This is a genomic window from Pantoea sp. EEL5 (assembly GCF_049892805.1).
In the GTDB taxonomy this organism is placed as follows: domain Bacteria; phylum Pseudomonadota; class Gammaproteobacteria; order Enterobacterales; family Enterobacteriaceae; genus Pantoea; species Pantoea ananatis.
Genome location: NZ_JBNDNJ010000006.1, coordinates 134,266 through 157,513 on the forward strand (window position 1 = coordinate 134,266; position 23,248 = coordinate 157,513).

Annotated in this window: 15 protein-coding genes; 14 read left to right on the forward strand and 1 reads right to left on the reverse strand. The window is 54.0% G+C overall.

Annotated elements, in window-relative coordinates:
• Positions 1–90 precede the first annotated feature (90 nt).
• The 14 genes from dppB (at position 91) to ACPXSQ_RS19450 (ending at position 22,032) form a co-directional block, all read left to right on the forward strand.
• Positions 91–1,110, forward strand: a complete 1,020-nt coding sequence (dppB, locus tag ACPXSQ_RS19385) for a dipeptide ABC transporter permease DppB (protein WP_014607013.1) — start codon at positions 91–93, stop codon at positions 1,108–1,110.
• A 9-nt stretch (positions 1,111–1,119) separates the two neighbouring features.
• Positions 1,120–2,022 carry a dipeptide ABC transporter permease DppC gene (gene dppC / locus ACPXSQ_RS19390; protein ID WP_013024030.1) on the forward strand — a complete coding sequence of 301 codons (903 nt, stop codon included), beginning with the start codon at positions 1,120–1,122 and terminating at the stop codon, positions 2,020–2,022.
• 12 nt (positions 2,023–2,034) lie between these two features.
• Positions 2,035–3,021, forward strand: coding sequence for a dipeptide ABC transporter ATP-binding protein (gene dppD / locus ACPXSQ_RS19395; RefSeq protein ID WP_013024031.1), 987 nt, complete (start codon positions 2,035–2,037; stop codon positions 3,019–3,021).
• Positions 3,011–4,039, forward strand: coding sequence for a dipeptide ABC transporter ATP-binding subunit DppF (dppF, locus tag ACPXSQ_RS19400; RefSeq protein WP_028716126.1), 1,029 nt, complete (start codon positions 3,011–3,013; stop codon positions 4,037–4,039). The genes dppD and dppF overlap by 11 nt, the downstream gene beginning before the upstream one ends.
• Before the next feature lie 838 nt (positions 4,040–4,877).
• Positions 4,878–5,465 (forward strand): cellulose biosynthesis protein BcsO, encoded by a 588-nt coding sequence (gene bcsO / locus ACPXSQ_RS19405; RefSeq protein ID WP_013024033.1) that lies wholly within the window; start codon positions 4,878–4,880, stop codon positions 5,463–5,465.
• Positions 5,456–6,259 carry a cellulose biosynthesis protein BcsQ gene (bcsQ, locus tag ACPXSQ_RS19410; protein ID WP_013024034.1) on the forward strand — a complete coding sequence of 268 codons (804 nt, stop codon included), beginning with the start codon at positions 5,456–5,458 and terminating at the stop codon, positions 6,257–6,259. Before bcsO ends, bcsQ begins: the two co-directional genes overlap by 10 nt.
• 54 nt (positions 6,260–6,313) lie before the next feature.
• Positions 6,314–8,419 carry a UDP-forming cellulose synthase catalytic subunit gene (bcsA, locus tag ACPXSQ_RS19415; protein ID WP_014607010.1) on the forward strand — a complete coding sequence of 702 codons (2,106 nt, stop codon included), beginning with the start codon at positions 6,314–6,316 and terminating at the stop codon, positions 8,417–8,419.
• Positions 8,416–11,277: a cellulose biosynthesis cyclic di-GMP-binding regulatory protein BcsB gene (gene bcsB / locus ACPXSQ_RS19420; RefSeq protein WP_426144245.1), complete on the forward strand. Its 2,862-nt coding sequence runs from the start codon at positions 8,416–8,418 to the stop codon at positions 11,275–11,277. Before bcsA ends, bcsB begins: the two co-directional genes overlap by 4 nt.
• Positions 11,278–11,288: 11 nt before the next feature.
• A complete protein-coding gene (locus ACPXSQ_RS19425) occupies positions 11,289–15,095 on the forward strand; it encodes a cellulose biosynthesis protein BcsC (protein ID WP_014594992.1) in 3,807 nt (1,268 codons plus the stop codon).
• The gene (bcsD, locus tag ACPXSQ_RS19430) at positions 15,095–15,541 is read left to right on the forward strand and encodes a cellulose biosynthesis protein BcsD (RefSeq protein ID WP_013024038.1); all 447 of its coding nucleotides are present in this window, start codon (positions 15,095–15,097) and stop codon (positions 15,539–15,541) included. Before ACPXSQ_RS19425 ends, bcsD begins: the two co-directional genes overlap by 1 nt.
• Positions 15,542–15,550: 9 nt before the next feature.
• Positions 15,551–16,555 carry a glycosyl hydrolase family 8 gene (locus tag ACPXSQ_RS19435; RefSeq protein ID WP_014607007.1) on the forward strand — a complete coding sequence of 335 codons (1,005 nt, stop codon included), beginning with the start codon at positions 15,551–15,553 and terminating at the stop codon, positions 16,553–16,555.
• 205 nt (positions 16,556–16,760) lie between these two features.
• Complete coding sequence (hmsP, locus tag ACPXSQ_RS19440; protein WP_105087902.1) at positions 16,761–18,770, forward strand: biofilm formation regulator HmsP; 2,010 nt, start codon at positions 16,761–16,763, stop codon at positions 18,768–18,770.
• A 218-nt stretch (positions 18,771–18,988) separates the two neighbouring features.
• A complete protein-coding gene (locus ACPXSQ_RS19445) occupies positions 18,989–20,278 on the forward strand; it encodes a dicarboxylate/amino acid:cation symporter (RefSeq protein WP_170934936.1) in 1,290 nt (429 codons plus the stop codon).
• Positions 20,279–20,523: 245 nt separating this feature from the next.
• Positions 20,524–22,032: a M16 family metallopeptidase gene (locus ACPXSQ_RS19450; RefSeq protein ID WP_013024042.1), complete on the forward strand. Its 1,509-nt coding sequence runs from the start codon at positions 20,524–20,526 to the stop codon at positions 22,030–22,032.
• Positions 22,033–22,036: 4 nt separating this feature from the next.
• Here ACPXSQ_RS19450 and ACPXSQ_RS19455 read toward each other — a convergent pair whose 3' ends face one another.
• Positions 22,037–22,909: an alpha/beta hydrolase gene (locus ACPXSQ_RS19455; RefSeq protein ID WP_014607005.1), complete on the reverse strand. Its 873-nt coding sequence runs from the start codon at positions 22,907–22,909 to the stop codon at positions 22,037–22,039.
• Positions 22,910–23,248: the final 339 nt, after the last annotated feature.

Consider the following 23,248-nt stretch of genomic DNA (forward strand, 5'->3'; position numbering starts at 1 on the left):
CTTGCGTCGCGTCCGGCTGTCGCCGGGTGCGGTTAATGAGCAATGTTATCTCTGGCCAGGGCCAGGGGAAAACGACTGAGAATTACGCCTATGCTGCAGTTCATACTCCGGCGTCTGGGGCTTGTCATCCCAACGTTCATCGGTATTACATTATTGACCTTCGCGTTTGTGCATATGATTCCGGGCGATCCGGTGCTAATCATGGCAGGCGAGCGCGGTATTTCCCCTGAGCGCCATGCTGAATTGATGGCGATGATGGGGCTCGATCAACCGCTGTGGAAGCAGTATCTGCACTATATCTATGGCGTTCTGCATGGGGATTTAGGCATTTCACTGAAAAGCCGCATTCCTGTGTGGACCGAATTTGTTCCGCGCTTTAAAGCCACACTTGAGCTGGGCATCTGCGCCATGATGTTTGCCGTATGCGTAGGGATCCCGGTAGGCGTCATGGCTGCGGTGAAACGTGGCTCGGTGTTTGATCATACCGCGGTGGGCATTTCACTGACCGGATACTCAATGCCGATTTTCTGGTGGGGCATCATGCTGATTATGCTGGTATCTGTTCAGCTTAATCTCACGCCCGTTTCCGGACGTGTTGCAGATACCGTGTTCCTGGATGACAGCCATCCGCTCACCGGTTTCATGCTGATCGATACGTTAATCTGGGGTGAGCCTGGCGACTTCAAAGATGCTGTCATGCACATGATTCTGCCCGCTATCGTGCTGGGTACGATTCCGCTGGCGGTCATCGTACGTATGACGCGTTCTTCCATGCTGGAAGTGCTGGGGGAAGACTATATCCGTACGGCGCGTGCGAAAGGTCTGACGCGTATGCGCGTCATTGTCATTCACGCGCTGCGTAATGCGATGTTGCCGGTTGTCACCGTTATCGGCCTGCAGGTCGGTACGCTGCTGGCAGGCGCAATCCTGACTGAAACCATTTTTTCCTGGCCGGGCCTTGGCCGTTGGTTAATCGAAGCGCTGCAACGCCGTGACTATCCCGTTGTGCAGGGCGGTGTGTTACTGACGGCTATTCTGATCATCCTGGTCAACCTGCTGGTTGATCTGCTGTATGGCGTGGTGAATCCGCGCATACGCCACAAGAAATAAGGGGGCATCATGTCTGTTGTTGATCCCGCAAGCGTAAATGTTGCACCCAAGCCGATGACCCCGATTCAGGAATTCTGGCACTATTTTAAACGTAATAAAGGCGCAGTAACGGGCCTGGTTTATATCGTGTTAATGCTGTTGATCGCCATCTTTGCTGACGTCCTGGCGCCGCACGGGCCGGCGGAGCAGTTCCGTGACGCTCTGCTGCATCCGCCTGTCTGGCAGGAAGGCGGAAGCTGGAGCTATATCCTTGGCACTGACGACGTGGGTCGCGATATTTTGTCGCGTCTGATGTATGGCGCCCGCCTGTCATTGCTGGTTGGCTGTATGGTGGTCGTACTGTCGCTGATTTTTGGCGTCATTTTTGGTTTGCTGGCCGGGTATATCGGCGGGGCGGTCGATGCCACCATTATGCGCCTGGTCGATATTATGCTGGCGCTGCCCAGCCTGCTGTTGGCGCTGGTGCTGGTCGCCATTTTTGGCCCGTCGATTGTTAATGCGTCCATTGCGCTAACGTTTGTCGCGCTTCCCCACTATATCCGTCTGACGCGCGCGGCGGTGCTGGTTGAAGTGAACCGGGACTATGTGACGGCTTCCGGTGTAGCGGGGGCAGGCATGTTGCGTCAGATGTTCGTCAACATTTTACCTAACTGTCTGGCACCGTTGATCGTTCAGGCTTCATTAGGCTTTTCCAACGCCATTCTCGATATGGCGGCGTTGGGCTTTCTCGGAATGGGTGCGCAGCCGCCAACGCCGGAGTGGGGCACCATGCTCTCCGACGTCTTACAGTATGCGCAAAGTGCCTGGTGGGTGGTGACGTTCCCTGGATTAGTCATTCTGCTTACCGTGCTGGCATTTAACCTGATGGGCGATGGTTTGCGTGATGCCCTCGACCCGAAACTCAAGCAGTAAAGAGGCACCGAGATGGCATTATTAAATGTAGATAAATTATCGGTGCATTTCGGCGACGATAAGGCACCGTTCCGCGCAGTTGATCGCATTAGCTACCAGGTTGAGCAAGGCCAGGTGGTGGGCATTGTTGGCGAATCCGGCTCGGGTAAATCCGTGAGTTCTCTGGCCATCATGGGATTGATCGATTTTCCCGGAAAAGTCATGGCGGAAAAACTCGAGTTCAATCAACGCGATCTGAAGCGGATTTCTGAAAAAGAACGTCGTCAGTTAGTGGGCGCCGAAGTTGCAATGATTTTTCAGGACCCGATGACCAGCCTGAATCCCTGCTATACCGTGGGCTACCAGATCATGGAAGCCATCAAGGTGCATCAGGGCGGTAATAAAAGCACCCGCCGCCAGCGGGCAATTGACCTCCTGAATCAGGTGGGGATTCCCGACCCCGCTTCGCGTCTGGATGTTTATCCTCATCAGCTTTCGGGCGGGATGAGCCAGCGCGTGATGATCGCCATGGCTATCGCCTGTCGTCCAAAGCTGCTGATTGCTGACGAACCCACAACCGCGCTGGACGTCACAATTCAGGCACAGATCATTGAGTTGTTGCTGGATCTGCAAAGGCAGGAAAACATGGCGCTGATCCTGATTACTCACGATCTGGCGCTGGTAGCGGAAGCCGCACACCACATTATTGTGATGTACGCCGGGCAGGTTGTGGAAAGTGGCAAAGCGACGGATATCTTTAAAGCGCCGCGTCATCCTTACACCCAGGCACTGCTCAGGGCGTTACCGGAATTCGCGGCGGACAAAGCACGGCTGGCCTCATTACCCGGTGTCGTGCCTGGAAAATACGATCGTCCGTCAGGCTGCCTGCTTAATCCGCGCTGCCCTTATGCCAATGACCGCTGCCGTAAAGAAGAACCTGAACTGCGGACGATTCCGGGACGTCAGTCCAAATGTCACTATCCGCTGGACGATGCCGGGAGACCAACTTATGAGTCCTGATAATACAAAGCACGAGTATCTGCTGCAGGCTATCGACCTGAAAAAACACTATCCGGTGAAGAAAGGATTGTTTGGTCAGGAACGCCTGGTTAAAGCGCTGGATGGCGTCTCTTTTAATCTGGAGCGCGGTAAAACGCTGGCGGTTGTCGGAGAGTCTGGCTGCGGTAAATCCACACTGGGCCGTTTACTCACCATGATTGAAACGCCAACAGAAGGTCAGCTTTACTGGCACGGTCAGGATTTGTTAAAACACGATCCCCACGCCCAGAAGCTGCGTCGGCAGAAGATTCAGATCGTCTTTCAGAATCCGTATGGTTCTCTGAATCCACGCAAAAAAGTCAGCCAGATCCTGGAAGAGCCGCTGGTTATCAATACTTCACTCAGTAAAGCGGAACGTCGCGAGAAAACGCTGGAGATGATGGCCAAGGTAGGATTGAAAACCGAGCATTACGATCGTTATCCCCATATGTTTTCGGGTGGCCAACGTCAGCGTATTGCCATTGCCCGTGGCCTGATGCTTGAGCCAGACGTGCTGATTGCTGACGAGCCGGTTTCAGCACTGGACGTGTCCGTACGGGCACAGGTGCTTAATCTGATGATGGATCTGCAGCAAGAGATGGGGCTGTCCTATGTGTTCATTTCTCACGATTTATCCGTGGTCGAGCATATCGCAGATGACGTGATGGTGATGTACCTGGGGCGCTGCGTGGAAAAGGGCAGCAAAGAGGCGATTTTTGCCAATCCACGTCATCCTTACACCCAGGCCCTACTTTCTGCCACGCCGCGGCTCAATCCTGATGAGCGTCGTGAACGTATTAAGCTGACCGGGGAACTCCCCAGCCCGCTGAATCCACCGCCCGGCTGCGCATTCAATGCCCGCTGCCGGCGTCGTTTTGGCACCTGTGTCCAGCTGCAGCCCCAACTCAAGCAGTATGGCGACCAACAGATAGCCTGCTTCGCGGTTGACCAGGATGAAAGCCAGCTAACGGCATCAGTCGAGTCTGCCAGCCAGCCTTAATCAGTGACAGGCGGAATCCTCGTGGGGTTAACCACAGGGATTCCGCCATCACCGCCGTACGTTCATTTCGTTATTCTGTCTGTTTAACGACACAACGTTTTCATTCGCCTTCGCCTGTGAAAGTCCAGCAACGTGCGATGTGCGTTCCAGATTCCGTGCCACATCCTGCCGGCGAAACGTGCTGCCTGGGCGCTGCTGCTGCGCGTCCGAAGCCTGTTCATCAGCGTAACCTTTTCGCACCGGCACAATCATTAGCGGGTGGTCATGAGGGAAAACGAGAGGTCTTCACCCTAATTGATACATTAGCGACATGAACAGGGGCGTTTTCAGTGCCAGCGTTCTACCGTAGCAGGATGAAGTCGCTTTATTTTTTTACTCCGTGGATGGATTAAACAAACCGACCCCTGAGATAAATGTCCTAAAAGATAATGATTTCAACAGCGATCGGTTTTTTAATTAGCGATAATTAGCAGGGTAATACTTTACCAGCCGTAATTTGAAAACACGGAATCTGTCCAGGGAAAAGGCACTCCAGCCGGTAAAATGCCGAACCGAAAAAATTTTTTTTGCCTAAAAATACAAAGGGTTGGAACAGCGGCTATCCTGATGTAAGCGATCGCTAAGATGTTAATCACCTGTGAAAATATTTAACTTAAGATGGTCTCAACAATTTTTACGGATATATGTGAAATAGTACTCATTTTTTGCTAAAGAGTAGTGATTAGTATTAAGCTTTCTTATTGAATTCGTCGGTTTTGTAATCAGAATTATCTCACTGTGTTTAAATTATTATGATATATTCCTGGAAAAATCCCCCCTTAGTTGTAGGCCAGGGTCTATGAAAAATTACGACGACTTGCAGCGTTTTAAGGAAAAGACAAAAACGCTCGACATCGCCTTTCAGGATATGTCAGGCCAATCGCAGGAAGCGGCGGATAAAAGCAAATGGTCTCTCATTCGTCAACTGGCGAGCGAAGACCAGCACATGCCTTTTAGTGGGGGACAACGTATTGATCTGCCTCAGCCCCAGCCGATTCAGGGTGACGAATTCAGCATGCCTGAGGTGACGGAGCGTTCTCAGCCTGTCACGCCGCCTGCTGCTGTGTCTTCGCATTCTATTATGGATAGCCTGACCAATAGCGAACCCGATGTTGACGTTGTGGCGCCCGTTGCCCCTTCTTCTGCCTCACCTCTCTTCCCGGCTCCCTCCGCGCAGTCTGTTGCACAGGATGCGGTGAGGGTTTCGCCCGTAACTGAGAAAGAAACGCGGATACCACAGGTAACGGCGCAGCCGAATACTGACGTTCCTGCCACAGATCATAGCCGTTTTAGCGGGCTCTTCCGCGCGCGCAGCAGTGGGTCAGAAAATTTACCAAAAGAAACGTTATTAAAACCGCTACTGGAGAAGATTGCCTTATGCCGTTAGTTTGTGTGTGCTCGCCCAAAGGTGGGGTGGGGAAAACGACGTTGGCAGCGAATCTGGCCTGGAGTCTGGCCCGTTCAGGTAGCAAAGTGTTAGCAATCGATTTTGATGTTCAGAACGCCCTGCGCCTTCATTTTGGCGTGCCGCTGCACGATGGACGCGGCTTTGTTGCGCGCTCGGAGGAACAGGCGGACTGGAGCCAGTCTATTCTGACTACCGGCGGAAATATTTTTGTCCTGCCCTACGGCAACGTGACCGAATCCCAGCGCGAACGGTTTGAAGAAAACCTGACCAAAGATCCTCACTTCATTAAGCGCGGCCTCGACACGTTACTGAACTATCCCGGTCTGGTCATGGTCGCGGATTTTCCGCCGGGCCCCGGCCCTGCGCTTAAAGCGATAAAGACCTTAGCCGATATGCATCTGGTCGTGATGTTGGCCGATACCGCCTCAGTATCGTTATTACCGCATATTGAAGAAAATCGCCTGATTGGTCAGCCGCTGAACAGTAAACACGGACATTATTTTGTTCTGAATCAGTGCGACAATCGCCGGAATATTAATCGTGACGTGACGGCTTTTATTCAGCAACGTCTCGGCGATAATCTTTTGGGCCAGATTCATCGCGATGAAAGTGTGGGTGAAGCGAATGCCTCACAGCAATCTGTTTATGATTTCAGCCCGTCATCCGCCGCTGCCTTTGATATTGAACTGATCGCTAAACGCGTCGCCAGTATTCTGAATGTCAATGTAGGGAATGGCGAAGTTCAGGCACAGATTCACACCAGCAACTATTAAATGTAATGACCTGGCCAGGCCAGGTTTAAAAAAACAGCTCTTTCAGGGTGGAACATGGGTAAAATCGGGTTTTACCTGCTGCTGCTGGTGCTTGCACCTGTTGCTGCGGTGATCATTATCACGCCAATGGATAGCCAAAAGCAGTATATTTTTGGCTTGATAAGCATCGGTATGGTGTTTTTATTGGGGGTCAGTAAAAGCCGTAAAATAACGGTCGTAATGGTTATTCTTTCCGCCCTGATGTCGTCCCGATATATATGGTGGCGAACAACGGAAACCCTGTATTTTAATTCTGAAATCGAAGCGATACTTGGCATCGGCTTATATATTGCTGAGCTGTACGTCTGGCTGATTTTAATCCTGGGTTTCCTGCAGACCACATGGCCATTAAAACGTACTATTGAACCCTTGCCAGAAGACACCCACTTATGGCCAACGGTCGATGTCTATATCCCGACATATAATGAAAGCCTCGACGTGGTGCGCGACACGGTTTTGGCTGCCCAGTGCATCGACTATCCACGCGATAAAATTAAGGTTTACCTGCTTGATGATGGTAAACGCAGAGAATTTGCCGTTTTCGCTGCCGATGTGGGAGTGGGCTATATCACTCGTGATGATAACAGCCATGCTAAAGCGGGTAATCTTAATCACGCGATGAAGATTACCAAAGGGGAGCTGATTTGCGTCTTTGACTGTGACCACGTCGCCACCCGGACTTTCCTGCAGGCAACGGTGGGGCCGTTTTTGAAAGATCCTAAGCTAGCACTGTTGCAGACGCCACACTACTTTTACTCGCCGGATCCGTTTGAGCGTAACCTGAGTGCCGCTCGCAGTATTCCTAATGAGGGATCGCTGTTCTATGGCCCGGTTCAGCAGGGTAACGATAACTGGAACGCGACCTTCTTCTGCGGTTCCTGTGCCGTAATTCGTCGTTCAGCCCTGGAAGAGATCGGCGGCTTCGCAGTAGAAACGGTTACCGAAGATGCGCACACCGCGCTGAAAATGCAGCGTCTGGGTTGGGGATCCGCGTTTCTGGCGATTCCGCTGGCTGCTGGCCTGGCGACAGAGCGCCTCGGGCTGCACGTTATTCAACGTACGCGCTGGGCCCGTGGTATGACGCAGATTTTTCGCGTGGATAACCCGCTGTTCGGCCGTGGCTTGAAATGGCAACAGCGGTTGTGCTACCTGAATGCCATGTTGCATTTCCAGTTTGGTCTGCCGCGAGTGGTCTTCCTGACCGCGCCGCTTGCCTATCTGCTGTTTAATCTGAATATCATCCATTCGTCGGCGTCGCTGATTTTCGCCTACGTTTTGCCGCATCTTGTCCTCTCCTTGTATGTTAACTCACGCATGAATGGCCGTTTCCGCTACACCTTCTGGGGTGAAATCTATGAAACGGTCATGTGCTTTCATCTGGTCATCCCGACTATCCTCACGTTGCTTTCACCCAAACACGGAAAATTTAACGTGACGGATAAGGGCGGCGTACTGGACCAGGGATTCTTTGATTTCCATATCGTTCGTCCTCACGTCATCGTTGCCTTTCTGCTCAGCATCGGCATTGTGGCGGGCATCGTGCGCGCCACCATGCATGACTATTTTGGCGTGGATCCCTACGTGATTGCGCTCAACGTCGGGTGGGCAGTCTTTAGCTTAATCATTTTGATGGCAGCCATTGCCGTGGCACGCGAAACCAAGCAGGTACGAAAAACGATTCGTATCGAGGTACAGATTCCGGCCATTATCCACTATGCCAGCGGCATCTCATCCCGCACGATGACCAGCGATCTGTCGATGGGCGGCGCGAATCTGGATGCGCCAGATAATCGTCATGAGCACGATACGATTGAAGAGATCGATCTGATACTGAAATCAGGCACCATTACTATCCCGGCGACCAAAATATCGGGCGATGAAGAAAGCATTCGTCTGAGCTTTGGTGCCATGCCGTTGGCACGTCGCCGCGAACTGGTGCGCGTGGTACTGGCGCGTGCCGATGCGTGGATCCAGCCTGAATATAAGCAGGACAATCCGTTAACCTCTCTGGGCACCATCATTCGAACGGTTTTTGAACTGTTCTGGCTGACCTGGCGAGATCGTCGTGAGAAGCGTAAGAGCGGCCCAGACGTTGCGACGAAAGAGGACAGCGCAGTATGAGGATCTTGATACAGTCGATGCTGGCCGGTTCTCTCTCGGCGGTGCTGTGGGTCATTCCGGCCTCGGCTGAAACGCCCCTTGCAGACAACAGTGTGATGCCAAACAGCAGTGCGGCACCAAATAACAGCGCGGCTCCGACCGACAGTGCGGTACCGCATAACAGTGCGGCTCCGACCGACAGTGCAGTACCGAATAACAGTGCGGCTCCGACAGAAAGTGCGGTACCGAATAACAGCGCGGCTCCGACCGACAGTGCGGTGCCAAATAACAGTTCGGTACCGAATAACAGTGTGGCGCCAAATAACAGCGCGGCCCCGGGCAGCGACCCTGCACTTAGCAGCCAGATCACGCCTGCGGACAGCAGTGCGGCGGATAACCGCTCGGCATCGAGTGTTGCGACTGGCGCGCCTGAGAACAGTACGGTATCTGCCAGCCCGACGGCGCCCGTTAAGGGTGCCGCCGTTGCCGATTCGGCCACACAGATCGGAGAAAAGGTTCCCGCAACGGCGGATGCACAGCCTGTCGGCAGCGCTTCGCCCGTCACTCAGGACAGCAGCGCGTTATCAAGCGTGCCACCGCCAGCCGGCCTCGGTAATGCGGAAACGGGCCTGGAGGCCGCCGCAGGCGAAACGCCCTACAGACCAGGCCAGGCCGCTTCCTCCGTCGACACAACCTCAATGGTCAGCAGCATGCTTAACCAGCCGGTGAGCAGCACGCTAAACGTGGCACAGATGGGACAGCGTCAGGGCATTACGCTGACCGGCGGACAACTGCAGTCAGGCATCATTTTTACCCTACCGGGCGACGAGGTGGTGACCAACGCGCGTCTCAACCTGTCCCTGCGCGTTTCCCAGGCGCTCGCCGCGCGCAATACCTCATTGCAGCTGATGTTAAACGGACAGCCGCTTGGCACGCTGCCGCTGGGGTCGGGTGACAGCGATGAAAGCGATTATCAGCTGGACATTCCGGCAGCGATGATTGTGTCCAGTAACAATTTGAGTTTTAAAATTAACGACGCGGACAAGCTGCTGTGTGAAAAAGACAGCGCAGAGCAGTACCAGGTCACTATTCTGCCTAAAACGATGCTGAGCCTTGAAGGCCAGCAGTTAAATATTGGCACCAGCCTGCGTAATTTCCCGCGTCCATTTATCGATCCTCAGCGTATGACTGCGGCTGACGTGACGTTTAGCTTTGCCGACAATGTCACGCCGGATACGGTGACTGCGGCGGTGCTGGTGGCCTCCTGGTTGGGTATTCAGAGTGATTATCGTGGCATCCATTTTCCTGTCGTGCGCGGTAATCTGCCGGAAAAAAACGGCATCCTGTTTGGTCATCCTGGCGACAGGATCGGTACGCTAACCTTTCCAGCCAGTCGTGGTCCATCCCTGCAGATGGTCGATAATCCGGGTAATCCGGTTTATAAGCTCCTGCTGGTCAGTGGCGAAGATGAAAGTCAGCTGCGCCAGGCCGCTTATCGTCTGACCACCCAGCCACTGGCGACCGATAGCAACAGCATGCAGGTCAAACCGCAGTCCATAGTCCTGCGCAGTCCTTACGATGCGCCGCACTGGATCAATACGACGCATCCCGTGCGACTGAGTGAACTGCTGCGCAAAGATCAAAGCCTGACGGCGACCGGCATCTGGCACGATGCGATGCGGGTGAATTTCCGCGCTGCACCCGACCTGTTCCTCTGGGATGGCGATACGGTCCCACTCTATTTGCACTACCGTTTCCCGTCTGAAAACTGGATTGACGAAAAAAACTCGCTACTTAACGTCACGTTGAACGGCACGTTTTTGCGCAATCTGACGGTGAATAAAGTGGGCTTACTTGAAAGCGCCTGGCATCGCTTAGGGGGAGATGCGCGTCAGGAACATTACCAGATTAACCTTGATCCCTATTTGATTTATGGCGACAACCAGTTGGCGCTTTATTTTAACATCAAGCCTAAAGCCGATGCGCCCTGCGGCGTCTTGCTGAACAACAATATCAAAAGTCGAATCGAAGACGATTCCTGGATTGATCTCAGCCACACGCGGCATTTCAGTATGCTGCCCAATCTCTCCTATTTTGTGGGTGCCTCTTTCCCGTTTTCCCGGCTGGCTGACTTTTCGCAGACTACGCTGCTGTTGCCTGAAAATCCAAGCGATGCGGAGCTCTCAACACTGTTAAACCTGTCCGCCAGGGCAGGAAATGCCACCGGCGTGGCGCTGGCACAAAATCAGGTTCTGTTTGGTCTGCCAGTCGGCGGCAATAACCTGGCTCGCGTTCAGCAAAGTGACATACTGGCAGTGAGCACGACGGGCAACAGTGCGTTTAACCAGGCGATGCTGGCGAACTCCCCGTACGAGGCCAACGGCAGTGCGTTAGGGGTTAAAGAGCCGTCTGCGCTCGAAAAATTACGTAGCTGGCTGGTGGGCGACTGGTATCGCCAGCCGCTGGATGCCGATCGCTACTTCTCTTCAAATGAGTCCTGGCGTGGGTTTCTGAGCTACCGCTCAATGTGGAATCCGGATCGTCTGGTGGTCATGGCAGTGGCGACCAGCGACGATCAACTGCTGCGCCTGCACGGTGATTTAGGCTCGGCCCGCATCAACGCGGCGGTACGCGGTGATACGGCGATTATCACCGATGAGAACGGTATCCGGAGTTTCCGGGTGGGGCCACAGTTCCCTAGCGGCGAGATGCCGTGGTACATGATGGTGGTGTGGTACGCGAATCAGCATTCGGTATTAATGGCGCTGGCTGCACTGCTGTTCTCCGCCATCGTGGGGAGTGCCGCGTGGGTGATGCTGAAACGACATGCGTCGCGGCGTCTACAGTCAAAACACAATCGCGATGCCGGTAAGAAGTAAGGGTCATCATAATGAATAAAAACCAAATCAGTGCCGGTATCTGTCGTGCGTTGTTACTGGGCGGGGCGCTCTCGCTGTCTTTGCCATTGCAGGCGGCGGAGAGCAGCAACCCGGCCTTGCAGGCGCTCTTTGATCAGGCGGCCTACTGGCATCAAAAGGCTCATGACGACCTGGCGAAAGCGTCACTGCAAAAAGTGCTCATGGTTGAGCCGAACAATACTCAGGCGCTTTATCTGCTGGCGCTCTATTCGCAACAAAGCGGTGACAACGCAGGAGCGATGCAGTATCGCACGCGTCTCAGTCAGGTTTCACCTGACAATCCGCACCTTGCTGAACTGGATAATGCCCGTCAGTTGCAGACGATTCCCCAGGCGCAACTCTCGCTGGCCCGTCAGCAGGCCAGAAGCGGAAATATTGCGGCGGCCTTGCAGACCTGGCGCAATACCTTTAGCGGCAACGAACCGCCCGCCAGCGTGGCTGCCGAATATTATCTGACCATGGCCGGCGATCGCACGCTGCTGCCACAGGCGATTGAAGCGTTGCGCGAGTTTTCAGCCCAGCATCCTCAGGATACGGGGGCCAAACTGGCGTTGGGCAAGGCGCTGACTTATCAGGACTCGACCCGACGTGAAGGCATTGACTTGCTGAGTACGCTGGCAAGTGGCAATCAGGATGCCGATCGTTCTCTTCGTCAGGCGCTGTTGTGGCTGGGTCCACAGGCATCGGATGCCTCGCTTTACCAGACCTGGCAGCAGCGACATCCCCAGGATAATGCGGTAATGGACTATTACCGCAAGAACGTGGGCGGAGCCGAAAAAGGCGCGGGATTTAGCGCGCTTAACAGCGGCGACGTGAACACGGCAGAAAGCAATTTCGGCAAAGTGTTACAGGCTAACCCGCAGGATGCGGATGCGCTGGCCGGGATGGGATACGTCGCGCAGCGAGAAGGCCGTTATCAGGACGCAGCGGATTATCTGCAGCGCGCCGCGCAACTGGGTGGCGATCAAAGCGCCGATCGCCAGAAGCAGGCTGCTGATGCGCGTTTTTATGCGCAGTTAGCCAGCGCCCAGCAGGCCTTTAAAAATGGCGACAGCGCGCAGGCACTGGCGCTGAGCGAACCGCTGACGCATGCCGAAGGTGAGAAGGGCGTTGCGGCCGGCTTATTCCGTGCCGATATTTTGCGCCGCAGTAATCAGCCCGATCAGGCAGAGCAGGCTTACCGCGCGATTCTGAAAACCGATCCCGATAACCGGAGCGCACGCGAAGGATTGTTCTACGTGCTGCGTCAGCAGAACCGCAGCGCTGAAGCCAATACGTTACTGGCCTCATTGCCGGAAAGCGTCAGGCAAAGTGTGGCGCCGCGAGGCAGCAGCGTTGATCCGATTCGCCAGCAGGCGAAACGTCAGGTCGCGGCAGGCAATATCAATGCCGCGATTGCCACCCTGCAGCAAGGTATCCAGCGTTATCCGCAGGATGGCTGGTTACGCCTCGACCTCGCCCGCCTTTATCGCCAGCAAGGGAATACCCTGCTGGCGGCAGGCGTCATGCAGCCGGTGATGCGGAGTGGTGCCAGCACCACGGAACGCTATGCGGGCGCTATCAACGCCAGTGAAAGTGGAGCCTGGCAGCAGGCAAGTTCCCTGTTGGCGGGTATCCCTGCCCGCGAGCAAAACCGTGATATGCGGGAACTGGCGCAGCGTGTGAATTTCAATTTGCAAATGGCCACGGCCGACCAGTATCTGGCGCAAGGATCGAATGCCGCAGCGGCAAACACGCTGAAAGCGCTGGCGGTGAATCCGCCTGATAATCCTGTTGATGCCGGGAACCTGGCACAAAAGCTGGCCAAGGCCGGCGATATCAACAGTGCGGTGGCGGTGGTTCGCGGAAATATGCAGCGCGGTGTTCAGGGGAATGCCGGAGATTATGCCGCTCAGATAGCCGTACTGAATCAGGCCGGGCTGGACAATGAGGCACAACGTTTTCTTAGCCTGCCCGAACTGCAGACACGCAGTACACCAAAGCAGCTGGCAGAGATACGTGAAGGTTACCTGATTAACGACGTTGATCGGCTGCGACAGCAGAAGCAGTATGCAGCTGCCTACGATAAGCTGATTGGTGCACTGCAGCGCGATCCGCAGAACCGTGATTTGATGTTCGCCATGGCCCGTCTGTATCAGGACGGCAAAATGAATAAAGACGCGGGCGTCGTCTACGACTATTTGATGACCCAGGATACGCCATCCCAGGATGCGCGCGTTGGCGCAATCAATGTCGCGCTGGCACAAAATAACGTGCAGCGTGCCAATGAGCTGGCAAAAGGACTGACGTCTAGCCAGACGCCACAGCGTCAGTTGCTCCTGGCGCAGGTCGCCGAGGCCAATGGCGATCACATGCAGGCCATGCGCTATCTACGCTCGGCGCGCGGTCAGATTATTGGTTTGCAAGGCGCACAGCCGGGTGCCACGCCGACCATTGGCGGACTGGCCCTGGCCGACAATCCCTTTATCAATCGCAGTACCTCGCCCGTGGGGCGCACGCCGTCCAGCTATGGCACCGTGCTGCCGTGGCAGGTTGCGCCGGTATCCGCAGAGGGCGCGCAGGAGGGCACCCTGGCCAGTGCCAACACGGTTTCCTCTCAGCAGGCTCAGACGCTGCACGATGTTGACGCCATGATGGAGACGTTGCAGGAAAAGACCGGCACCTGGGCGCAGGGCACCGTGCAGGTGCGCGGGCGTGACGGTGAGTCAGGGTTGAGTCAGTTAACGGAAGCCAAAGCACCGCTGACCTTCTCTACCGTGCCCTTTGGCGATGCGCGTTTCAACTTTACCATGACACCCGTTTCACTCACGGCGGGTAGCGGTGCAGGCGATGCCTGGCGTCGCTTTGGCACGAATGCGCTGGAGCAGGGCAAAGTGGTCGCGGCCGGTCTTGCCAAAGTTGACGATGTCCCGACTGCCACAACTGATTCGCAAAGCGCATCCGGTGTGGAGCTGAATCTTGCCCTTCAGGGCGACAGCTATAAAGTCGATCTGGGCAGCACGCCACTGGGCCAGGATCTCAATACGCTGGTGGGAGGGGTGCAATGGTCGCCGAAACTCACGGATTTCCTGACGCTGATTCTGACCGGTGAGCGCCGGGCTATTACCGACAGCCTGCTGTCTTACGTTGGCGCGGAAGACAAATCCAGCGGCAAACGTTGGGGTAATGTCACCAAAAACGGCGGCAATGCGCTTCTGAGTTATGACAACGGCGATGCCGGATTATTTGTCGGGGCAGGCGCTTACAGCTACGTGGGGAATAACGTGGCCAGTAACAATAACCTGCAAGCCAATGCGGGTGTTTATGTCCGTCCTTTCTATGCTGACGATCGTGAACTAAAGGTCGGCATGAGCCTGTCCTGGATGAATTTCTCGAAAAACCTCAGCTACTTTAGCTATGGTCAGGGCGGTTATTTCAGCCCGCAGGACTATGCGTCGATTTCTTTCCCAGTCGACTTCTCACGCACGTTTGACGATCTTAAAGTTAACATTGGCGGCGCAGTGGGTTACCAGAGCTACAGTCAGGATAAGAGTGCTTATTTCCCGGGCGATGCGGGCCGTCAGGCGCAGCTGGAGCAGCTGGCTGCCAATGGCAATGTGAAAAGCGCCTTCTATGAAGGCAACAGTAAAAACGGTGTAGGTTATAACCTGCATGCGGGCGCGGATTACAAAATTGATAAAGATGTCACGATTGGCGGACAGCTGGGTTATGACACCTTTGGTGACTATAACGAGAGCACGGCGCAGCTCTATTTCCGTTATTTATTCGGAGAGAAGTAATGAGTGAAGCATTTAGCGGGATGACCCACCCGTATCAGCCTGGCTGGTTTGATCTGGTCAGCGTTATGGTCGAAGGAATGATCGCCAACGCAGGCCAGGAGCAGGCGGAGGCGTTTCTGCACAGCATGGGCGAATCGCTGGCGACACGCTATCCTTTACCTGAATCGCGTACGGTGCAGGATTTCGAACGAGAAGTGAACCTGCAGCTGGCCCGGTTCAGTTGGGGATTTGTGCAGTTACAGCCGCAGGAAAACGCCCTGTTGATTAAGCATCATGCTCTGCCTGTCGGCGACAGCACACAGTCGGTCGCTCACTGGCAGGCGGCATTGAGCGCCATCCTGGCGGGGATGTTTTCTGGCTGGCTTCAGGGCCAAGGCGGCAGTAAAACCGTACCGGTTGTGCTGGAGCTGAACGATGGTCATACCATGCATTTTCGATATCAATAAGGTGCTCTGATGAGAGTTAAGCCAGTGTGGTCCGGTATTCTGGTCTTGTTTATGATGTTTTTCAGCACCCAGGCGATGGCAAGTGGTTGGGATACCTATAAAAGCCGCTTTCTTCAGTCAGACGGACGCATTATTGATACGGCAAATAATAATGTCAGTCACACGGAAGGCCAGGGTTACGGCATGTTGCTGGCGGTTGCTTATAACGATCGCGCGACCTTCGATAAACTCTGGAAGTGGACGCGCACGAACCTGCGCAATCCGCAAAACGATCTGTTCTACTGGCGCTACATTCCTGATGCACAGGATCCTGTCGCGGATAAAAATAACGCGTCCGATGGCGATGTGCTGATTGCATGGGCGTTGCAACGGGCTGCGCAAAAATGGAATGCAAGCGATTATCAGCAGGAATCGGACCGCATTCAGCGTGCGATAGTCAAACTCGATGTGACGAACTTCGGTGGCTACACCGTAATGATGCCGGGCGCGCAGGGATTCAATAAGAACAGCTATGTGGTTTTGAATCCCTCTTATTTCCTGTTTGTCGCCTGGCAGGAGTTCGGCCAGCGCAGCCATTTGCAGGTCTGGAACAAGCTGATTGACGGCGGGATGGCGCTGCTGGGCAAGATGCATTTTGGCAACAGCGATCTGCCGCTTGACTGGGTCGCGCTGAACGCCGACGGCTCCGTCGCGCCCGCGGTGGGTTATTCAAATCGCTTTAGTTACGATGCCATCCGCGTGCCGCTGAATATCTGGTGGTACGATCCGCAAAGCCTGGCGCTGGGGCCTTTCCAGCGACTCTGGCAGGGCTATGGTCGTATGAATACGCCGGCCTGGTTTGATGTGCTGGCCAATACGGCGGCGCCTTACCATCTGGAAGGCGGCTTGCTGGCGGTACGTGATTTGGTGCTCAACGAAACAGGCTACCTGAGTGACAAACTGTCTCCTGAGCAGAACTACTTTTCTGCCAGCCTGCAGTTACTGACCTGGATGGCTTATCAGGAAAAGCGTTGATCGTGGCCTGAACACAGACGGCAGCATTCCTTCACGGTTCCACATTGAGGGGATGCTGCTGAGGCAACTCTCTTTTTGTTACTTCCTCCTTTCTGAATCGTCTGCTTCCGCCCCCTTAAGCCACAAAATAACACTGCAATAGGATATACTTGACGCGCTTTTCCAGACGGATATCTACGCTCTTAGCGAGCCGGGAGTAAAATTTTTGCGCGTAAGCCGATCACTGACGATAAAACAGATGGCAGCCGTTTCTCTGATTGCGACGGTCACCATCAGCATTTTTATCGTTATTCAACTGTTCCATTTTGTGCAGCAGCGCAGGATCGACTACGCCCAGCAAATGGAGAATATCGCGCATACCGTGCGTCAGCCGCTGTCTGAAGCCGTCCTGAAAGCCGATATTCCCCAGGCCGAACGCATTCTTCACTCTCTTAAGCCGGCAGGCATCTTATCGCGCGCGGATGTGGTGTTGCCCAATGCTTTTCAGGCGCTCCACGCGAATTTTGAAAACGAAAAGCCGATTCCCAGGCTGGTGGCCCGTCTGTTTGAGCTGCCGGTGCAAATCACGCTACCGCTCTATTCGGTGGAACATACTGGCTTACCTAAGCCGCTGGCCTATCTGGTGTTACAGGCCAATTCAACGCGTGTTTATCAGTTTATCCTGAGCACGCTCTCGACGATGATCATCACCTACCTACTGCTGGCGCTGATACTGTCGGTCTCGATCAGCTGGTGCATCAACCGGTTAGTGGTGCATCCACTGCGGCGAATTTCGCGTGAGATCCAGGAGTTGCCGCCCCAGTCAATCCTGACGCACAAACTCACCCTGCCTGCCGATCATCGCGACGATGAAATTGGTATGTTGATTCGCAGTTATAACCGCAATCAACACGTGCTGGAGTCCATCCACGATGAGATGAGCCGGTTAACGACGCACTTTGCCGTTACCGATCTGCCTAACCGGGCATTGTTTTTAGCACTGTTGGACCAGTTTATCTCTTCCCGGAGACAGCCTTTTAGTTTGATGGTCATTCGCATTGAAACGCTGCAGGAAGCCAATGGCGTATTAAGCGACGATCAGCGCGATACGCTGATGTTGACGCTGGTCGAGAAAATTCGCAGCACCATTGATGACCACACTGTCTTAGCGCAGACCACAACCAGCGATTTCGTTCTGTTGATGAAATCGGCCAATAACCCGTTTCGCGCCCTGCGTCTGGCCCGTAATCTGATGATTCGCCTAAACCAGCCCGTCAATCTGCATCAATTGCAGCTACGGCCTAACGCCAGCATCGGCCTGGCATTAGGTGAAGAGGGCGAGTCGATGGGCGCCGGTGAGATGCTGGACAGAGCGACCTCGGCCATGATGTCAGCACGCCGTCAGGGCAAGAATCAGATCCTGTTTTTTGATGCCGCGTTAACCGAGCGTGCGCAAAAACGCTTGACCCAGGAACATGATATTTTACAAGGCCTGCACGACGAACAGTTTGCCCTTTATCTGCAGCCTCAAATCGATATGCAGACCGGCAGGTTAGCCGGTGCGGAAGCGCTGTTACGCATGCGTCAGGCCGACGGCAGCTATGGCTTACCCGAAGAATTCATTGCCAGTGCTGAAGAGATCGGGGTGATTTCCGCCATTGGCCGTTGGGTCGTTGAGGAAGCCTGTCGCATTCTGGCGGGCTGGCAGCGTCAGGGCTTAACGGTGCCGCTGAGTATCAATATTTCTGCCGTACAGTTACGCGATGCCAGCATCGTCAGCCATTTGCACGCTCTGCTTGAGCGGCATCGCATTGCGCCCGGTTCTCTGGTGCTGGAGATTACCGAAACCGCGCAGATTGGCGATGCCGAGCAGGCTATTTCTCTGCTGAGAATGTTGCAAAAAACCGGTGTTGCCGTCGCGCTTGATGACTTTGGGATGGGCTATTCCAACCTGAACTATCTGCACCAGTTTAAGTCATTGCCAGTCAATAAGCTTAAAATGGACCGCAGCTTCGTGGCCGCCTTACCTGAAGATGACACCATGGTGCGCATCGTTGCGGCCATTGCGGATATTATCGATCTGGATGTGATTGCTGAAGGGGTGGAAACCTGTGAGCAGCGTGACTGGCTGCTTGCGCGTGGTATCACGATTGGTCAGGGTTATCTCTACTCTGAAGCCCTGCCGCTGGCTCAGTTCAATGCGCAATGGGTTCCCTCACCTCAACCGGAGGATTAACCCTCTGATTCCTTGATTTTGCAAGAATTTTAGTTACAAAACCCCTTGCTGAAGCGTTTCAGTTCAGAATTACGCTTGTATCATTTCCCCTGACTTTGCAGCCCTGTATTAATCACGTAAACAGAGTGTTATTTTCTGTCCACTGTCTGGCCCGGCCTGCCTCGCCAGCCAGTCACAATAAAAAATCCGACAACATTACCCTATTCGTTAGTGGATACCTGTTTATGAAACTATTTAAAAGCCTTTATTTCCAGGTTCTGGTCGCCATTGCTATCGGCGTACTTATGGGCCATTTCTATCCAGATTTAGGTACCCAAATGAAGCCGTTAGGGGATGGCTTCGTTAAATTGATCAAAATGATCATCGCGCCTGTGATTTTCTGTACGGTGGTGACCGGTATCGCCGGGATGGAAAGCATGAAAGCCGTCGGCCGCACGGGTGCGGTTGCGCTGCTCTATTTTGAAATCGTCAGTACTATTGCGCTGATTATCGGTCTGATCGTGGTTAACGTTGTACAGCCTGGTGTGGGCATGAACGTTGATCCCGCGACGCTGGATGCGAAAGCTGTGGCCATTTATGCCCAGCAGGCCGAGCAGCAAGGCATCGTTGCCTTCCTACTGGATGTGATTCCGGGCAGCGTGATTGGTGCTTTTGCCAGCGGTAACATTTTGCAGGTCCTGTTATTTGCCGTCCTGTTCGGTTTTGCGCTGCATCGTCTGGGCAACACGGGCACGTTAATTTTCAACGTGATCGAAAGCTTCTCCAAAGTGATTTTTGGCATCATCAACATGATCATGCGCCTTGCGCCTATCGGGGCATTTGGTGCCATGGCCTTTACCATCGGTAAATATGGTGTAGGTTCACTGGTCCAGCTTGGACAGCTGATTATCTGCTTCTATATCACCTGTATTCTGTTTGTGGTGGTGGTGCTGGGACTCATCGCTCGCGTCTTCGGTGGCTTCAGCATCTTTAAATTCATTGCCTATATCAAAGAAGAGCTGCTGATTGTACTGGGCACCTCTTCATCGGAATCTGCACTGCCACGTATGCTGGATAAGATGGAACGGCTGGGTTGTAAGAAGTCCGTGGTGGGGTTGGTGATTCCAACAGGATATTCCTTTAACCTGGACGGAACCTCAATCTACCTGACGATGGCGGCTGTCTTTATCGCCCAGGCCACCAATGCCCACATGGATATCTTCCATCAAATTACGCTGCTGGTCGTGCTGCTGCTGTCTTCCAAGGGCGCAGCCGGGGTAACGGGCAGTGGGTTTATTGTGCTGGCGGCAACGCTTTCAGCAGTAGGACATTTACCGGTTGCTGGCCTGGCGCTGATTTTAGGTATTGACCGCTTTATGTCCGAAGCGCGTGCGCTGACCAATCTGGTCGGTAACGGCGTCGCCACGGTGGTGGTGGCAAAATGGGTTGATCAGCTGGATAAAAAACAGCTGGGTGACACGCTGGCGGGCAAAAATAAGGCAGAAAATCCCTCAGAATCTGCGATTTAACCTTTGAATGTGATTTAATCCTCTCAAATGCCCGCTGTCACTTGCCCTGACAGCGGGCATTTGGATAATAAACCCCACTTGTTTTTTTCAACGTTTTTCACTTCGTTGCGTGACATCCCGGTCTTCCTGTGGTCAAACCTGTTGTTAATGATCGGCAGCGCGAATCGGCCATGTCCGGTTTGCTTATAAACGCGGCTAAACGCGCCAGTGATAACGATTTTTGAATTGTTTGAGTAGGGGTTCACATGCAGGGCACCAGAATTCGGCTTTTGGTTGGTGGATTAGTACTGGCAGCGACCAGTTACGGTGCGCCGGCAGAAACGCTGCAACCTGATCCAGCCTGGCAACAGGGAAGACTGGACAACGGATTTAACTGGCAACTGTTGGCAACACCGCAACGGCCAAGCGATCGCATTGAGTTACGCATGGTGGTTAATACCGGTTCACTGGTGGAAAGCGCCCAGCAAACCGGTTTTAGCCACCTTTTGTCACGCCTGGCGCTGGTACACAATACCGCCCTGGATACGAATCAGCAGCGCGCATTATGGCAGCAGAGTATCGATCCACAGCGGCCTCTGCCGCCGGTTATTTCATCGTATGATTACACGCAATACAATTTAAGCCTGCCCAATAACCGCCCTGAGTTACTGAAAGAAGCCCTGAACTGGCTGGCGGCCACGGCGGGTGATATGGCGATTACCAATCAGGTTGTCGATACAGCCCTGTCCGCTTCCGATCCGGTAAGAACCTGGCCTGCGGATACTCAGGATGTCTGGTGGCGCTATCGGCTGAAAGGATCGGCGTTGCTAGCGCACGATCCGGCTGAGAAGCCGCGTGCCCCCGTTGACGTCGCGCAGCTGAAAAGTTTCTACCAGCAGTGGTATACACCAGATGCCATGACACTTTATGTCGTCGGCAATGTCGACAGCCGTAACCTTTCCGAACAAATCAACAAAGCGTTTTCACCGCTGGAAGGCAAGCGCAGCGCCCCTGCATCCATGCCCACCTTGTCTCCTTTACCGCATGATCCGGTTAATCTGGTCAGCGGCACGTTAGCGCAGGATCGCCTGTCCCTTGTCTGGGATACGCCGTGGCAGCCCATCCGGGACTCACAGAACTTGCAGCGTTACTGGCGTAGCGATCTGGCGCGCGAAGCGCTGTTCTGGCACGTGCAGCGCGCGATGAGCAATAAAAAAGTTCAGGGTGTGCAGGTGGGATTTGACTGTCGGGTGCTTTACCAGCGTGCGCAGTGTTCCATTAATATGGATACGCGCAATGACAGCCTGGAACAGAATATGAACCTGGTTGCCCGCGAGCTGGCTGCCGTGCGCGATAACGGTTTGCCACAGGAAGAGTTTGATGCCCTGATGGCCCAAAAACTTCTGGAGCTGAATAAGCTGTTCACAACCTACGCGCGCACAGATACTGACGTGCTGATTAGCCAGCGTTTACGATCGCAGCGCAATTCAGTGGTAGATATTGCCCCGGAGCAGTATCAAAAGCTGCGGCAGGATTTTCTCTCCGGCCTGACGCGCGATCAGCTCAATCAGGAGTTGCGGCAGCAACTTAGTCAGGAGTTAATGATGGTACTGATTCAACCGGAAGGTGAATCAGAAACCAACGTTAAGAGCCTTAAAACGGGCTGGGATAAGCTGATGACGTTGCCTGCGACAGCATCTGCACCAGCGGCAGGCGGGGACGTCAGCCAGCCGGACAGTAACGCTGCCGGTGATGCAGCGCCACCGACCTCCTGATCCATCAGGTTTTTGCCCTGAGCCATTCGGTCACTAACATTGGCCAACTGGCGAGGGGCAAATCCGCGACGCCACGGATGCCAAAACCGTGCCCGCCTTTCTGGTAAAAATGCACTTCGACGGGAACATTGTGTTCCCGTAATGCGCTGAAAAACACCATGCTGTTATTCACCGGGACGGCATCATCATCGGCGGCATGAATCAGCAAGGTCGGCGGCACCTGGTTGTGCACCCGGGTTTCGAGTGAATAGGCATCAATCGCTTTCTGGTCAGGCCATGCGCCTAATAAACGGGTGCGCGAGCCTTCATGGGCCAGGCCATCACGCATACTGATCACAGGATAAACCAGCACCATAGCGTCCGGACGAGGCGAAAAATTCTCTGCGTTGTCCTGAACGGGATAAATCTTCTCCGCAAACCGCGTGCCGAGACTTGCGGCAACGTGGCCGCCAGCCGAAAAACCCATCATAACAATGTATTTGCCGTTCAGCCCACGCTGCGCCCGCTCACGCAGGACGCGCACGGCTCGCTGCGCATCGGCGAGTGGAGCATCTGGTCCTTCATGATGTCCGTCATAGGGCAGGCGATAGGTCATGACGGCCAGGGTGTAACCCATAGAGGTGAAAAAGGTTGCCAGCGCGCTGCCTTCACGGTCAATCATGATGCGATGGTAGCCACCGCCGGGCGCGACCAGGAGCGTAATCCCGTTGGATTCCACAGGATGCCAGATAGCCATTTCCGGGCAGCGAACGCCGGTTGCCACGCGATCGTAGGGTTCGTACTCTTTTGCCGTATCGACGATTTGTGGCTGAGCGCGAGAATCGCTGGCACCGGGCGCATCACCATTAGGCCAGATATTAATGATTTCAGTATTCATAGCTGTGTCCTGATGCGAGAGATGTTGTCGTTGTTTTGTTCGCGGCCGTGAAAACAGCATCCTGCTGTCGCTGTTTAAAAGATGGCCTGTTTTGGCCTAATCGTCCAACTCAAAACCGCTAAAATGCCGAGATTCAGACTATGCCTGGCATGCTGAACATGGTGCTAAGCCGATAATTTTAAAGGAATAAAAATGAATTAAGATTAGCCAGCATTAACGGACGAGGGCAGGATAAAGCAGGAAGAAAACGGGTTGGCTGACTTAAGTAAAATGAATGGATTTTCCTTTTGCCATGACGGAAACGGAGGACATATTTATCGTGTTTTTATTTAAAGAAAG

Coding starts and splice junctions, on each gene's coding strand:
- bcsO (WP_013024033.1), top strand. CDS start 4,878: ATGAAAAATTACGACGACTTGCAGCGTTTTAAGGAAAAGACAAAAACG.
- dppC (WP_013024030.1), top strand. CDS start 1,120: ATGTCTGTTGTTGATCCCGCAAGCGTAAATGTTGCACCCAAGCCGATG.
- ACPXSQ_RS19425 (WP_014594992.1), top strand. CDS start 11,289: ATGAATAAAAACCAAATCAGTGCCGGTATCTGTCGTGCGTTGTTACTG.
- ACPXSQ_RS19435 (WP_014607007.1), top strand. CDS start 15,551: ATGAGAGTTAAGCCAGTGTGGTCCGGTATTCTGGTCTTGTTTATGATG.
- dppB (WP_014607013.1), top strand. CDS start 91: ATGCTGCAGTTCATACTCCGGCGTCTGGGGCTTGTCATCCCAACGTTC.
- dppF (WP_028716126.1), top strand. CDS start 3,011: ATGAGTCCTGATAATACAAAGCACGAGTATCTGCTGCAGGCTATCGAC.
- ACPXSQ_RS19455 (WP_014607005.1), bottom strand. CDS start 22,909: ATGAATACTGAAATCATTAATATCTGGCCTAATGGTGATGCGCCCGGT.
- bcsD (WP_013024038.1), top strand. CDS start 15,095: ATGAGTGAAGCATTTAGCGGGATGACCCACCCGTATCAGCCTGGCTGG.
- bcsA (WP_014607010.1), top strand. CDS start 6,314: ATGGGTAAAATCGGGTTTTACCTGCTGCTGCTGGTGCTTGCACCTGTT.
- dppD (WP_013024031.1), top strand. CDS start 2,035: ATGGCATTATTAAATGTAGATAAATTATCGGTGCATTTCGGCGACGAT.
- bcsB (WP_426144245.1), top strand. CDS start 8,416: ATGAGGATCTTGATACAGTCGATGCTGGCCGGTTCTCTCTCGGCGGTG.
- ACPXSQ_RS19450 (WP_013024042.1), top strand. CDS start 20,524: ATGCAGGGCACCAGAATTCGGCTTTTGGTTGGTGGATTAGTACTGGCA.
- bcsQ (WP_013024034.1), top strand. CDS start 5,456: ATGCCGTTAGTTTGTGTGTGCTCGCCCAAAGGTGGGGTGGGGAAAACG.